The organism is Halovivax gelatinilyticus (assembly GCF_024300625.1).
Lineage (GTDB): Archaea > Halobacteriota > Halobacteria > Halobacteriales > Natrialbaceae > Halovivax > Halovivax gelatinilyticus.
Map to the genome: position 1 here is coordinate 484,545 of NZ_CP101322.1, position 13,543 is coordinate 498,087.

A 13,543-nucleotide genomic window follows, 5' to 3' on the forward strand; every position below is an offset into this window, starting at 1 on the left:
CGTTCGTCCGTGGTAGCCAGAGGGGACCGGTCGTCAGAACTCACATTCCGTGACGTCGAAAAGGGACGTCGTCACCACCGAGCGAGAGTCGATCACGCACCAGCCAGCACGATGAGCCATTCACGAACGGGCCCAACGCACGAGCGATCGGCGGTGACCGCACTCCTCGGACGGGTACCCCTACTGGAAGCGCTGGTGGCGTTCTCGCTGTTTCCGGCCGTCTATCTCGGTGCCGATCGGATGGCGCCGATCGAGGCCGCGGCGCCGGTGAACCCCTACTACCTTGCAGTCGTCGCGGCGGTCACGCTCGCGGTCGTCGTCTTCCTCGTCGATCGGCGAATCTACCCGCTTTCGGCAGCCGTCGTTCTCGCCTGTCTCGCGTTCGTCGGCTGGGCGTGGCTCAGCCTCCGGTGGACCGTCGGGACCGGAGAGTATCCCACCTACAAGCTCCACCGGATGATCGCGTTCAACACGGTGTTGCTCACTCTGGGACTCGTTCTGGCTCAGTCCCGGCACCGAATCGTCGCCTTCGCGTTAGTGATGGGGTTGATCGGCGCCTGGCTCTCCGCGGAGGCGCTCTACGCCTCGCAGGTGCTCGGCGAGTTCGCGTTCGCCACGGTGGGATCGGATTCCTACCTCACCCACGGCCGGGCGATCGGCTTCGCGGTGCCGCTGCTCGCGTACGTCCTCTTCGCCCATCCGAGACCGTCGTTTCGGCTCCTCGCGGGGGCGCTGATCGCCGTCGGAATCGTCGGGAGCGCGACGGCCGGCGGGCGCGGACCGTTCGTCGCCCTCATCGTCGCGCTCGCGGTCTTCGTCTTCATCGAGTTCGTCGTCGCGCTGGTGACGCGACGGGTCGATTTCGTCCAGCTGGGAGTCGGCGTCGTCGCCGCCGTCGCTGTCGCGGGAACGACGGCGCTCGTGATCCGCTCGCTCGGCGGGATGCCCTGGACGGTCGAACGGTTGCTGGATTCGCGCGAGCAGTCGTCCGGCGAGACTCGCCTGGTGATGATTCGGGAAGCCTACGACCTCTGGCTCGACGAACCCGTCCGAGGTCACGGCATCGGCAGCTTCGAGGTGCTGACGACGACGGTCCACCAGTATCCACACAACGTCGTCGTCGAGACGCTCGCGGAACTCGGACTCGTCGGGTTCGCCCTCGCGTCGCTGGTCGTGCTGACGCCGCTCATCGGCTCGCTGTACGCTCGTCTCACCGGTGGAGACGCCATCTACAGCGCGCTCGTCGCCCTGTTCGTCTACGCCCTGGTCAACGCCAGCCTCTCGTTCGACCTCCAGGCCAACAGACAACTGTTCTTCGCGGTCGGCCTCATGGCGCTTGCCTGGACCGAGGCCGAGCGCGGGTGGCTCTCGCGATCGATTCGCTTCGGACCGGCCAGCGGCGACCGGTGAGCGGTCGAACGGAGTTACCCCCGACCGTCGAATCGGTCTATCGAACGGACGACCTCGAACGCCTCGGCGAATGTGGCCTCTACCCGGTTGCCGCGGAATCGAGCGAGACCGCGGATCGTCTCCTCGTCCATGTAGGTCTTGCCGGTCTGGCTCTCGTGGATGCGGATGGCTTCGAGCTTCGCCTCGACGTCCGCGGCCGAGAGCGAGACGTAGTGGTTCGGGCTGAACGTCGGGCGCGTCGAGTACGTCTCGTAAGCGAAGACGTCGCCGTCGCGCCTCGTGGCGGAAACGGCCGCGCGTGCACAGTTTCGATGATCCTGATGCGTGTCGGCCGCCGCGTGGACGTAGACGCGATCCGGGTCGCAGTCGGTCACGTGCGATTCGATCGCCGAGACGACGGCCCCGCCGTCGCCGAGGTCCGTGTCCTCGAAGTCGAGAAACCGGACGTCGTCGACGCCGAGAACGGACGCGGCCGTCTGCGCTTCGTCCCGCCTCGCTGCGTCGTCGCGCTCGCACCCGGCGGTCCCGTCGGTCGCGATCAGGTACGTAACAGGGTGGCCGAGAGCGACGTGGCGGTGTACCGTCCCGCCGACGCCGATCTCGACGTCGTCCGGATGAGCGCCGATCGCGACCACGCGCATACCCCGGGAGCGATCCCCCGGGCCGTAAATCGAGCGGTCGTTCGACGCGTATCCTCCGGTTACCGGTGTCCGTCTCGGACCGTTCGGTCGACGTCGAGCAGCGCCGCCACCTCACCCAGCCGATCGACGACGTGCGTCGGCTCTGGGTCGGCCGGTTGGGAGTCGTCGGTCCACTGCGAATCTCGAACCAGGACGGTATCAGCACCGAGCGCGTCGGGCCACCGGACGTCGAGGTCCGGACGGTCGCCGACGAAGACGCTCTCCGCCGGGTCGACGCCGAGTTCGTCGAAGAAGCGATCGAACGACGCTCGCTCGCGCTTCGACAGATCGTGTTCCGTCGTCACCACCAGGGTGTCGACGTAGCGAGAGAGACCGAGGCGCGCGAGTTTCGAACGGCCGTTGTGGCCGCCGGTCAGGACGCCGATTCGGTGGTTCGGGGCCAGCGCTTCGAGTACGGGAACGGCGTCCGGGTCCGGCCTCAAGGGACCGTCGGCCGCGTGGTAGGCGTCGATCAGGTCCGGGACGTACGCAGAGTCTACACCGTATTCGGCACAGACCGCGTCGAACGTTCGGTCGCGAATCCCCCGTTCGAAGTACGCCTCGTGCAGTTCTCGTCGCAGGTCGACGCCCCGCTCGGTCGCGAGCCACTCGGCCGCGGCGTCGAGACCCTGCCGGACGTACTGGCGGTCGTCGAACAGCGTCCCGTCGAGGTCGAACCCGATCGCTCGGTACACGCGGGTCGCTCCATCGTGCCAGACCTTAATGGTGGGGCCGTCTTCGGTTCTCAGCGTCCGCAATCGGCCACACGTTAATGGCCGCCCTCGTCGTGGTCTGCGGTCATGGCGAGGGTACTCGTGACCGGCGTCGGCGGCGTCGGCGGCGTCTCGAGCGCCCGCTGGCTTCTGACGGAAACCGAACACGAACCCGTCGGCGTCGACATGAATCCGCGGGCGAGGGGCTTTTTCGAACTCGACCGCTGGGAGGTCGTCCCGCGAGCGGACGCGCCGGAGTGGCCTGCGGCGATGGCGTCGGTCGTAACGCATCACGACGTCGACGCGATCGTACCGCTGGTCGACGAGGAGCTCGCCCGCATCGAGGCGCTTCGCGAGGCGGTTTCTGACGAAGTCGCGATCGTCGCACCGAGGCCCGGAGCCGTCGAGAAGACCCTCGATAAGCGTCGCTTCGCCCGATGGATAGAAGCAACTGACCTGAGCGCACCGGAGTCGGTCTGTCCGGACGACGAGGCGGATCTCGACGCGATCGACCTCTCCGTTCCGATCGTCGTCAAACCCCGCCTCGGCCACGGAAGTACCGGCGTCGAGCGGGTCGACTCGATCGCGGCGCTTCGAGCCTACTTCGATCGCTATCCGTACGAACCGGGCGACGTCGTCTGTCAGGAGTCGGTCGACGGCGCGGAGTTCACGACGAGCGTCGTGAGCACGACGGCGGGTGAGTGTCTGGCGGTCGTCCCGAAGGCGGTCGTCGAGAAGGAGGGAAACACCGACTGGGGCGTCACGCGGGCGAAGCAGACCGTCGAGCGAACCTGCCGGGAGGTACACGAGACGCTCGATCCGCGCGGTCCCGTAAACGTCCAGCAGATCGTCGACCACGAGAGCGGCGAAGCGAAGATCGTCGAGATCAATCCGCGCTTCTCCTCGACCGCCTGTTTGACTGCCCGGGCGGGCGTCGACGAGTTCGACTTGCTGATCCGCGATGCGCTCGGCGAGTCGGTCGATCCGCCCGACGGATTCGAGACGGGGATCCACCTGGTTCGGTCGAGCGCCGATAGGTTCGCGAGCGGGGAGGAACTGGCCTCGCGCGGCCTCTTCGACGAGGGGGGGCAACCGTAGGCCGGTCGTTTGACGCGCGGCCTAGTCGGGCCCCGGGTCGACCCGCTCCGGTTCGGACTCGCCACCGCGGGTCGCGAGAACGCCGTCGGCAGATGGTTCCCCGTCGACTGGCCGATCACCGTCGACGGGCGCCTCGTGAATCGCGAGTAGTAGCAGCAGTACCAGCCAGTAGAACGGGTCGTTGTACAGCATCGCGACCGTCGCGAAGAGGGCGAACGCGAGGAAGAGTCCGATCGAAGCGTACGTCGGTCCGGGGTTGCGGACGACGCTGACGAACGGGATCGCGACGAGGACGAGAAAGACCGCCAGACCGACGAGGCCGAGTTCGGCGGCGACGCCGACGATCGTGTTGTGCGGGTCGGCCGACATTCCCTCCGGCGTGATCGCCGCGTAGGTGCCGGCGCCGGTGCCGAGTCCGGGCGAGTCCCGAATCGCATCGATCCCGGCCTCCCAGATCGGCGTCCGACCGCCGAGGGTGTCGACGCGCCAGAGCACGAACGGCAGTCGGTCGAGAAAGACGTCGAGCGAGGCGACGGATCGGATCGCCACGATCGCGACGGCCAGAAGGACGAACCCCGACGCGACGTGCAGCGAGTCCGGTCGAAGCGAGCGGCCACGTCGGACGAGGGCGAACAGGCCGACGACGGCCAGGACGACCATCGCGAGCGCGCCCTGTCGCGAACCGGTCGCGAGAACCATGAAGGGGACCGCCACCAGATAGGCCACATTGAGAATCCCGAACGGTCCCGACCCGAACCGACGGTCGGAGACGAGCAGGGCGGCCGCAAGCGGCGCCGCGAGTACCACCCAGCGCGCGAGTTCGTTCGCGTTCACGCCGAAAGCGACGTGTTCGCGTGCCTCCAGCCCACCCTGCGCGAGGAGTTCGACGACGCCGACCAGCCCGACGAGAAAAACCCCCGCCACGATCGCCTGCGCGACGAACGCAACCCGCGCTCGCGTCCGAAGGACATCCCACGCGACGACGAGCAGGACGAGCGTGTATCCGAGGATGGCTATCCGCACGAAAGTCAACGAGGCGTCCACCGTCCAGGCGAGGCTCGCGACCGACAGCGCCAGGAAGAGCCCGAACGCGAGGTGGAACGGGTGAGGTCTCCGAACGTCCCGAGTCACGACTTTCGTCAGCGCCCAGACCGAGACGAGAACGACCGCCAGCACCGGGCCGATCGATCGCCCACCGACTGGTCCCTCGATCGCGTGGCGAAACGGCAGGACGAACGCGACGGCGACGAGCAGCGCGAGAACGAACCGTTCGGCGACGGCTCTCCCGTCTCGTTCGCCTGCGACCATACGCGTCACACCACGAACGGCGAGAAAAGCGTTCACGAGGAAGTAGATTCGAAACGGTGGCTTACCGACCCGGAACCCGGTGGTACTGACTCGACTGCGTCGAACCGAGCGACGGTCGGGGCGTCGTCATGCGCCGCCGGGCATCGATGTCGGTCGCAGAATCGACCCCCACTACAGCCAGTGGATCGCCCGCGCAATCGGTTTCGGGAGCGAGCCGACGACGGCTCCCAGTTCATCCGCCTCGATCGCCCCGGTCTTGAGCGCGGCCGCCGCGTAGACGACGAAGCCCACGGGCGGGACGACGAGCAGGGCGACGAACCCGTCGAGAAGGTATCCGATGGCGAAGATCACCGGCGCGGCGACCGCGACCGTCGCCGTCGTCGGGCCGAGTCGCAGGTCCGCGAGCGGGTCGACGCCGATCGATCTGGCGGCACGTACGTGGAGGACGGCCATGGAACCGTATCCCACCGTGGTCGCGGCCGCCGCCCCCCACATCCCGAACGGTGGGATGAGCACCAAATTGAGAATCAGGTTTACACCCGCGGCGGTGCCGGTGGCGACGATGAGCACGCGAAGGTCGCCCTTCGCTTGACCGATCGAGACGAGCTGTCTGGCGATCGCGAACCCGAACGCGCCAGGCAGGAGGACGAGCAGCGGGCCGACCGAGGGGAGAAACTCGCTCCCGAAGTAGAGCCGGACGAACGGCTCGGCGAGGGCGGCGATCCCGATCGCGAGCAGCGCGGTGAGGACAACGGTGTAGCGCGTCGACCGGGCGGCGATCTCTTCGATCGCACCCTCGCGTCCGGTCGACCAGAGCTCGGAGAGCGAGTGGACGAAGACGGTGCCGACGACGATGGGAACGAGCCAGAGGAACTCGGCGACCTGCAGGCTGGCCCGGTAGAGGCCCGTTTCCCGACTGCCGTGAAACACCTGGAGGAGGACGATGTCGACGTGGTACAGCGAGACGGTGGCGCCGACGAGGAGGATTGTCAGGCCGTTGTACGCGAGTAACTCCCGACGGGGAAAGTCGGGGGCCGGCCGTTCGACGATCGCGGAAAGCGAGACGTTCCGCGAGAGCAAGACGAAACCGGCGACGGCGACGATCGTCGAGGCGGCGGCGAAGGCGACCAGCACGCCGGTCACGCCGAATCCCGCGAGCAAGGCCAGGACCGCGAGCGCGACGAAAATCGCCTTCTGAAGGGCGTGAAGCGTCTCCGAAGCCGGTTCGCGACCGAAGGCCATCAGCGCGGCGCGGGTGACCGAGTGATACTGCGTCGCGATCACCATCCCACAGAGTATGATGAAGTAGCCGGTGAACCGGTCGCCGAGCCGAGCGGCGACGAAGCCGGTGGCGGTGACGGCCAGCACCGCCGCGACGACGACCACGACGAGAACGGTCGCCAGCCGGAGGGAGAAGCCGAAGACGTCGTCCTCCCAGTGGGGGCGGTCGCGCGCCTCGGCGAGGTACTTCCGAACGCTCGTGAATAACCCCCCGTTGGCGACGATCAGGAGCAGCCACATCGTCGACGTGACGAACGCGTAATCGCCGTAGCCGTCGCTGCCGACGAAGCGAACCAGGATCGGGACGAACGCGATCGTCAACAGTTTCACCGCGACGTTGCCGCCAAAGATCGCCAGGAAGCCGCGTCGGAGTCGCGATTTCATGCGTCGGTCGAACGCGCCGGGTCGGACGGGATAGGTGGGATCATTCGAGTGCGGGTCGCACGCTCCGGGTCCGACGCCATGGGAGCAGTCATTCGATCGGTGGGGTACCAGCTCGGTACGGCGGCGCGGTCAGTCACCCGCTCCGGCGCCTCTGTCTGACGATTCGGTCGTTCCGACTCTCGATTCGGTCGTTCCGTCGATCGGTTCGCCCTCCCACACGGTCGTATCCGATGTGGGAGTCAGGACTGACGCGTCGCGACGCGCCTCGACGTAGGGTTGCGTCCACCCGTCACCGCGTCGCGTCGCCACCGTCGACACCTCGAAGCCGTGTGACTCGAGCAACTCGCGAACCCGCTCGGGCCCGCCCTCGAACCCGCGCTGGGCGGCGTCGTGGAGTTCGCAATAGATCAGCCGACAGGAGGGGTTCGCGAGCGTCTCCTCCATGCCTTCGAGGAGCTCAAACTCCGCACCCTCGACGTCGAGTTTGCAGACGCTCGGCACCGGCACAGCGTGCGATTCGACGAGGTCGTCGCCTCGGGCCGTTATCGCAGTGAACGTGGCGGCGGCTCGGTCGGACGAGTCGTCGACTCGATCCGTCGCCTGGATGCGGTAGTCGAACGCCGCCGTCCCATTTCGGTCCGACAGCGCCTCGCTTCGAACCCGGCCCGAGAGGTCGTTGCGCCGGAGGTTGCGAATCAGCGCCTCGCGCCTGACGGGGTGGGGTTCGAACGCGATCACCTCCTCGCAGCCGTGAGCCGCCGCGAGAGACGCGTACAGCCCCTTGTCTGCACCGACGTCCCAGAAAACGTCGTCCGGTTCGAGGCGATCCAGCAGCCGCGCTACGACCGTCAGTTCGGGGTCGAGATAGGTCGGTTCGGGGATCGTCGCTCGCGATACCTCGACGGTCGTATCAGCGACCGAGAGCGTGGTCGTCCCAAGCAGTCGCTCCTTCCCGCGCGCGTATGCCCGCCTGGCGGCGTGATCGAGGGCGAACCGGTCGAGGAGGTGCTGCGTCGTCGACCGGGTGTAAAGACCGCGCGCCGCGGCGTCGAGCATGGCGAGTTCGACCACGCGTCGGCGGATAAGGGTTCGTTCACCCGTCGATGACGGTCCGTTCGAGTCGAACGATGACCGACCGTCGTAACCAGATGTTACCGGTCGGACACGCGAGCCGATTGCTCACCCTCGGGGCCGTGCGCTCTGAATACCATTACGGTCCGGGGTGTAGGGTAGGGACCATGGGAGACGCCATCGGTCGGGTTTCGCTCGTCTACTTCGTCTCGACGCTGTCGGCCGGCGGCGCGCAGGTGGGCATGGTCAGACTGCTCGACGGGCTCGATCGGGATCGGTACGACGTCACCGTCGTCAGCGTGCTGAGCAAAGAGAACGACCTCAAAGCGGACGTCCCCGGGTGGGTTCGAGTGGTCGATCTCGAGGCCGTTAGCGCCGTCCGGAAACCGCTCGCGCTCTACCGGACCGTCGTCGAGGCTGACGTCCTCGTCTGTTCGCTCTTTCACGCCACGCTCGTCGGCCGCCTCCTGGGGGCGATCGTACGAACGCCGGTGGTAGTGAACTGGCACCACAGCGAACGCTTTTCGAACCGGTGGCGCGAGCGGGCCTACCTGGCGACGGCTCGCCTGTCCGATCGAATCCTCGCCGACTCGCCGGCGGTCGCGGACGTCCTCGTCTCCGAGTACGGTCTCGGCCGGAAGGTTCGAACAGTCCCGATCGCGGGCGTCGACTCGTCCGCGTTCTCCCCGCGGCGTCACGAGTCGGCGGACGAGCTTCGTGTCGCGACGATCGGCTCGCTCATCCCGCCGAAAAAGCAGATTCGGGTGCTCGAAACGGCACGGGTGCTGGGGGCTCGTCGGGATTCACCAGACGTGTCGTTCACCATCGCCGGAACGGGCGAGCTGGAGGACGAACTTCGCGAGAGGCGAGACGCGTGGGGGCTAGAATCCGTCGAGTTCGCCGGATTCGTCGACGACGTCCCCGCCTTCCTCGAGGAGCACGACGTCTATCTCCACACCTCCGACTACGAGGGGCTGTGTATCGCAGCGCTCGAAGCGATGGCCGCCGGCCTGCCGGTGGTGTCGACGCGCGTCGGCGGCCTCGCGACGTACGTCGAAGACGGCCGGTCGGGCTACCTGCTCGACGAATCCGACCCGGAGACGATCGCCGACGCGCTCTGTCGGCTCACAGATCCCGATCGCCGACGCGAATTCGGCCGGCGGGGGCGAGAAATCGTCGAGGCGTCGTACTCCCAGGATACGCTTGTCATGTCCTTCGAGTCGGCCATCGATGAGTGTCTGGACGGGACGACGGTGGAGCGAGTCGAACCCGTTTCCCGTCACCGCTAATCGCGTCGGGTCGCGAGGCCGAATCGGACACCTTCGGTCGATCGCGTCCACCCGAGAAGCGTTCGGTCGATCCGCCTCGTCGGTCAGTCGCGACCGTCGACCGTTTCGGAATCGGGCGCCGGTGGTCGATACAAGCGACCTTGGCCGTGATGATTCCTAGCAAGGCTCATACGTCGTCGCACACTCTGATCATCTATGTCGACCCTAGAGCGAATGGCGAACACGATCGCGGTCTGTGACGACTGCGGTGACGAACGCCGGGTTCGAATCTGGCCGGACGACGAACTCCGCGCGATCGGGAACGACGGGCGGTGTGACTGTGGAAGTCTGTCCTTTCATCGACGCGAGTGAGGGGCCCACTCGGGCAGCCGCCAACACCCGATAGGAGGGCCGCGTACACCGGTAGCAGGGAACCCGACTCGATCGGGCGGCTCCGTACCCGGGTTCACTCGCCAGGCCTGCTCAGACGGAAATCGGTGTAGCGCTACCAGGTCGAGTTCACCGAGACCCACCGTGTAGGGGCGCCATCCCGTTCAGACGTAGTTTCTCGTCTACTCGCTCGCGAACCGTCTCGTGCGTATCTCTGACGTCGTGTGCGTCCGTATCGATCGGGTGAATCTCGTATCGCTCGGCGAGGTGGCCGAACAGCCGATCGTAGCACGCGTTCTTCGCCGCGTGTTCGGTGAGCGTCGTCCGGCCGTCCGTCTCGCGTTCCCAGGCCACATCGGACGGCGAAACGAGACGGACGAGCAGATCTGGTTCGGGGGCGAGCCGACACAGCGTCGCGAGTCGCTCCACGTCGTAGCCGTAGCGCCAGGCGACGCGCACGAGGTCGTCGTAGAGGTATCGATCAGCGACCACGACGTCCGCGCCGACGTTCGTGACCAGACCGGCCCATGCCTGCCAGAGACCCCGAGCGAGAAAGAGCCCGCCGACGAGTCGCTCGCCGCCGGAGCCGGTATCACCGTCCCTGGCGAGCGTCGCCTCCCGGTCGAGAAAGCGCCCCGCGACGCGGTCTTTGAGCGCCCGGACGGGACGCGTGTTCGGGCCGATGGCGTGTTCGTAGCGGACGTCGAGGCCGCGCTCGCGGAGGTGGCGGGCGAGCAGTTTCGCCTGGGTCGTCTTGCCGGCGCCGTCGATGCCGGTGACGACGACCAGCGCGGGGAGACGGGCGCCGACTGCCGTCGAAATACGATCGCTGACGAGACGGGTGATTCGTTCGGCGACGGGTGCGCGACGGGTCATTTTATCGTCGCAAGTGCCAGGTTGAGCGGGAGTTCGTACCAGCCACCCTCTGTCTCGCGGGCGTGTTCGAGCCAGGCCCGAACGAGCGACTGGGTGGAGAACGCGTGTGGGAGCGTGACGGTGTCGGGCGAGCGCTCGAGTTCTGAGACGACGTCGTAGGCGGCGTCCACGGCGAGGTCGTACCCGGTCGCCCAGCCGTTCGCGTCGGCGAGTGCCCGACCGTCGTCGGAATCGCCGTCGGCCGTGTGCGGCCCCGGACCGTCACCCAGGTGGCGGACGATCGCGGCGCACTCGACGAGATCGATCGAGAAGTTCTCGAAGACGGCGTGGGCGGCGTGGATCGTCGCGTCCGTCACCGGGTCGGGATAGGAGACGCCATCGTCTCGGATTCGCGTTTCGAGGACCGTCTCGGCCGGGAGGTAGGTCAGGCCGTTCCAGGAAACCTCCCGGTGGAGGTGAACCGGGTGACGAATCGGATGCTCGTACAGCCGCTTTCCCGGCTCGGACCGGGCGAGCGGGTGATCGCGGAGGGTCGTTCGCTCCCAGCCGCGACCGGCCAGCAACATGTCGACCCGCTCCCAGTAGCGCTCGGGGACGAGCACGTTCAGGTCCCACGGCCGGTAGGGGTGGTCGACGTTCGTCTTGATGACCGCGTAGGGAATCGCCCGCTCCCTGAGGAGGTCGTCGACGACCGCGAGATCGAGGTGAAATTGCTCGAGGCGGGCGCGCCGTCGCCTGAGCTCGGCGGCGAGGTATCGCCGCGTGGCTGAATCGTACGACTGAGCGGTCGTCCACGACGCGGCCGCGTCGGCCGTCTCGGCGGCCACTCGGTCGTCGGCCGTCGCGTAGAGGTGTTCGAGGACGGGAACAGCCATTCCATTCGCGTCGGCCCGCGCGAGGATCGTCACCCAGTCCGGATCGCCCGCCGTCGCGTACCGCACCGCGAGGTCGTCCGTCGAGAGCTGGTCGGGAACGGCGCTCATTTCGAGATCGCTACTCTCGGTGCGGACATAGTGGTACGTGGACGTTCGGCGGGTAATGACGGTCTACTCGGTACAGAACGTCCTGTTCGAACGATCGAGTGACGACCATCCCGTCGTCGCGGTTCGGCGAACCGCACCGCTAACCCGCAGGCTCACGTCCGACGGAGTTGCTCACGAGTACGCACGTAGTAAACCGGATCGTTCGCGTACTATCACGTTCGACCGAGTCTCTCGTCTGTACCTCGGCTGCGCATCATCCGTACGGACCGGTTTCCGGTTCTCGCTCCGCTCAGATTCATTGTCGTCGCCCGCATAGGGAAGTCGGGATGGATCGACTGGGCGGTGGACGGATTCTCGCGGCAACCGGGTTTCCGTCCCGCGTCAGCGGCCCCGACGTCCGCCGTACCGTGGAACGATACTGGCCGCTCACAGCCCTCGTTCTACTCTCGACCGTCGGGTTCTGGTTGCGGATCAGGAATCTCGGCAGCCATCCGTTCTGGGTAGACGAGATATACCACGTCTGGGCGGCCGACCGCTTCGTCGACGGCGAGGGATTTACGCTCCCGAACGGGACGCCCTACGATCGGGCGTGGCTACCGACGACGCTCCCCATCGCCGCATCGTTCACGTTGTTCGGTTCGAGCGAGTTCGCCGCCAGGTTGCCCTCCGCCGTCGTCGGCACGGCGACGATCGCCGCCGCGTACGCCCTCGGACGCGAGTTCGCGAATCGAGAGGTCGGGATCCTGCTTTCGGTATTCGTGGCGTTCGATCCGATGTCGATCGCGTGGTCGCGCGAGGCGCGTATGTACGCACACCTCCAACTGGTCTACGTCGTCACCCTGCTCCTCCTCGCCCGGTGGTACCGCGGCGACTTCGGATTCCGGGCGAGTTACCTCGTTCCCCTCGGCCTGATCGCGACAGTCGGCTACCTGACACACACGATATACCTCTCGGTCGGGCTCGTGTTCGTCGCGTTCGTCGCGGTCATCCTGGCCGGGCGGGCGTGGAGCACGCTCTTCGATGGATTCACCGATTCCGCCGGTGACCCGCCAGAGAGCGACGGCCGGCCCGTATCCTCGACACTCGGATCGATGGACACTCTCGAGGGCACCGTGTGGTCTCGCCGGACGACGCGGCTGGTCGTCGTCCTCTCGATCGCGTGCGTCGCTGGAATCGCCCTCCTCGTCGGACGAGGTCTTCCGCCGGAGCTGTTCGCCGAACCGACGGGTGGCTGGGCCGAGCGAGGGACGGGCTACTACCTCGACTTTCTGTTCGGGCGCTACGGTCGCTTCGTCTGGCTTCTGGTCCCGGGAACGCTCTACCTCCTGCTCGACGGCGGTCGATCCCACCTGCTCGTGCTCGCGTTCGCGATCCCGTTCGCCGTCGCCAGCTTGGTCGAACTCAGGGCCGCGCGGTACGTGGTTCACCTGCTACCGCTCTTCGGCCTCGTCGGCCTGTTCGGCCTCGTGTTTTGCTACGAGGCGATCGCTCGGGGACTCGATCGGCTCTCGCGTCGCACCGACGGTGGCCTCCGCGTCGAACCCCGCGTCGTCGCCGCCGGCCTCGTCCTCGTCGTCGCGATTCCGCTGCTGATCGTCGGCGTCTCGCCGGCGACGGGGATCGCGATCACGGAGGCGGACGCGGAGTCGACCACCGTCTCGCGTTCAGACCACCAGGCCGCGGCCGCGTGGCTCGACGAACACGGAACGGACGAGGACGCACTCGTCTCCATGCGACCGGAGGTGACCGAGTGGTACGTCGGCGAGGTCGAATACTTCCTCCGAACGGACGGGATCGCCGAGGCGGAGCGACGAAACGGTGACCTGGTACACACCCGGTCGGACGCGATTTACCTGACCGATCGGGCGGATGTCGAGGCCCTGTTCGACCGCCACGAGCGCGGCTGGATCGTCGCGAGCGCGCGGTTTCACGGCGGCTACCTCGACCCCGACGTCCGGGCGTACATCCAGTCGAACACCGTTCGATACGCGGACGAGGAGTGGACCAACCTGGAACTCTACTACTGGGGACCGGATCCCCCGGATGTAGACGAACGGCGGGACGACGGTTGATCGCTGACC

The 13,543-nt window shown here is 67.0% G+C and carries 12 protein-coding genes; 5 read left to right on the forward strand and 7 right to left on the reverse strand.

Features of this window, described 5'->3' with window-relative positions:
• Positions 1 to 153 precede the first annotated feature (153 nt).
• Positions 154 to 1,410, forward strand: a complete 1,257-nt coding sequence (locus NKH31_RS02340) for an O-antigen ligase family protein (protein ID WP_254863536.1) — start codon at positions 154 to 156, stop codon at positions 1,408 to 1,410.
• 14 nt (positions 1,411 to 1,424) lie between these two features.
• Here NKH31_RS02340 and NKH31_RS02345 read toward each other — a convergent pair whose 3' ends face one another.
• Positions 1,425 to 2,051 carry a PIG-L deacetylase family protein gene (locus tag NKH31_RS02345; RefSeq protein ID WP_254863537.1) on the reverse strand — a complete coding sequence of 209 codons (627 nt, stop codon included), beginning with the start codon at positions 2,049 to 2,051 and terminating at the stop codon, positions 1,425 to 1,427.
• A 59-nt stretch (positions 2,052 to 2,110) separates the two neighbouring features.
• The gene (locus NKH31_RS02350; RefSeq protein WP_254863538.1) at positions 2,111 to 2,785 is read right to left on the reverse strand and encodes an HAD family hydrolase; all 675 of its coding nucleotides are present in this window, start codon (positions 2,783 to 2,785) and stop codon (positions 2,111 to 2,113) included.
• Positions 2,786 to 2,890: 105 nt separating this feature from the next.
• Here NKH31_RS02350 and NKH31_RS02355 point away from each other — a divergent pair, with 105 nt between their 5' ends.
• Positions 2,891 to 3,901, forward strand: coding sequence for an ATP-grasp domain-containing protein (locus NKH31_RS02355; protein ID WP_254863539.1), 1,011 nt, complete (start codon positions 2,891 to 2,893; stop codon positions 3,899 to 3,901).
• A gap of 21 nt (positions 3,902 to 3,922) precedes the next feature.
• On the opposite strand, the gene NKH31_RS02360 is transcribed toward NKH31_RS02355, so the two are convergent.
• The 3 genes from NKH31_RS02360 to NKH31_RS02370 all read right to left on the reverse strand — a co-directional run bounded on the left by NKH31_RS02360 (position 3,923) and on the right by NKH31_RS02370 (position 7,930).
• Complete coding sequence (locus tag NKH31_RS02360; RefSeq protein WP_254863540.1) at positions 3,923 to 5,209, reverse strand: O-antigen ligase family protein; 1,287 nt, start codon at positions 5,207 to 5,209, stop codon at positions 3,923 to 3,925.
• A 171-nt stretch (positions 5,210 to 5,380) separates the two neighbouring features.
• A complete protein-coding gene (locus tag NKH31_RS02365; RefSeq protein ID WP_254863541.1) occupies positions 5,381 to 6,874 on the reverse strand; it encodes a flippase in 1,494 nt (497 codons plus the stop codon).
• 129 nt (positions 6,875 to 7,003) lie between these two features.
• Complete coding sequence (locus tag NKH31_RS02370) at positions 7,004 to 7,930, reverse strand: FkbM family methyltransferase (protein WP_254863542.1); 927 nt, start codon at positions 7,928 to 7,930, stop codon at positions 7,004 to 7,006.
• A 182-nt stretch (positions 7,931 to 8,112) separates the two neighbouring features.
• Between NKH31_RS02370 and NKH31_RS02375 the strand changes: the two genes are divergently transcribed.
• Positions 8,113 to 9,234, forward strand: coding sequence for a glycosyltransferase (locus tag NKH31_RS02375; RefSeq protein ID WP_254863543.1), 1,122 nt, complete (start codon positions 8,113 to 8,115; stop codon positions 9,232 to 9,234).
• A gap of 195 nt (positions 9,235 to 9,429) precedes the next feature.
• The gene (locus NKH31_RS02380) at positions 9,430 to 9,585 is read left to right on the forward strand and encodes a hypothetical protein (protein WP_254863544.1); all 156 of its coding nucleotides are present in this window, start codon (positions 9,430 to 9,432) and stop codon (positions 9,583 to 9,585) included.
• Between the two features lie 147 nt (positions 9,586 to 9,732).
• Here the strand turns inward: NKH31_RS02380 and NKH31_RS02385 are convergent, their stop codons facing one another.
• Positions 9,733 to 10,479: a dTMP kinase gene (locus tag NKH31_RS02385; protein ID WP_254863545.1), complete on the reverse strand. Its 747-nt coding sequence runs from the start codon at positions 10,477 to 10,479 to the stop codon at positions 9,733 to 9,735.
• Positions 10,476 to 11,462, reverse strand: a complete 987-nt coding sequence (locus tag NKH31_RS02390) for a hypothetical protein (RefSeq protein WP_254863546.1) — start codon at positions 11,460 to 11,462, stop codon at positions 10,476 to 10,478. The genes NKH31_RS02385 and NKH31_RS02390 overlap by 4 nt, the downstream gene beginning before the upstream one ends.
• A 326-nt stretch (positions 11,463 to 11,788) precedes the next feature.
• Here NKH31_RS02390 and NKH31_RS02395 point away from each other — a divergent pair, with 326 nt between their 5' ends.
• On the forward strand, positions 11,789 to 13,534 hold the full coding sequence (locus NKH31_RS02395; RefSeq protein WP_254863547.1) for a glycosyltransferase family 39 protein: 1,746 nt from the start codon (positions 11,789 to 11,791) through the stop codon (positions 13,532 to 13,534).
• Positions 13,535 to 13,543 lie beyond the last annotated feature (9 nt).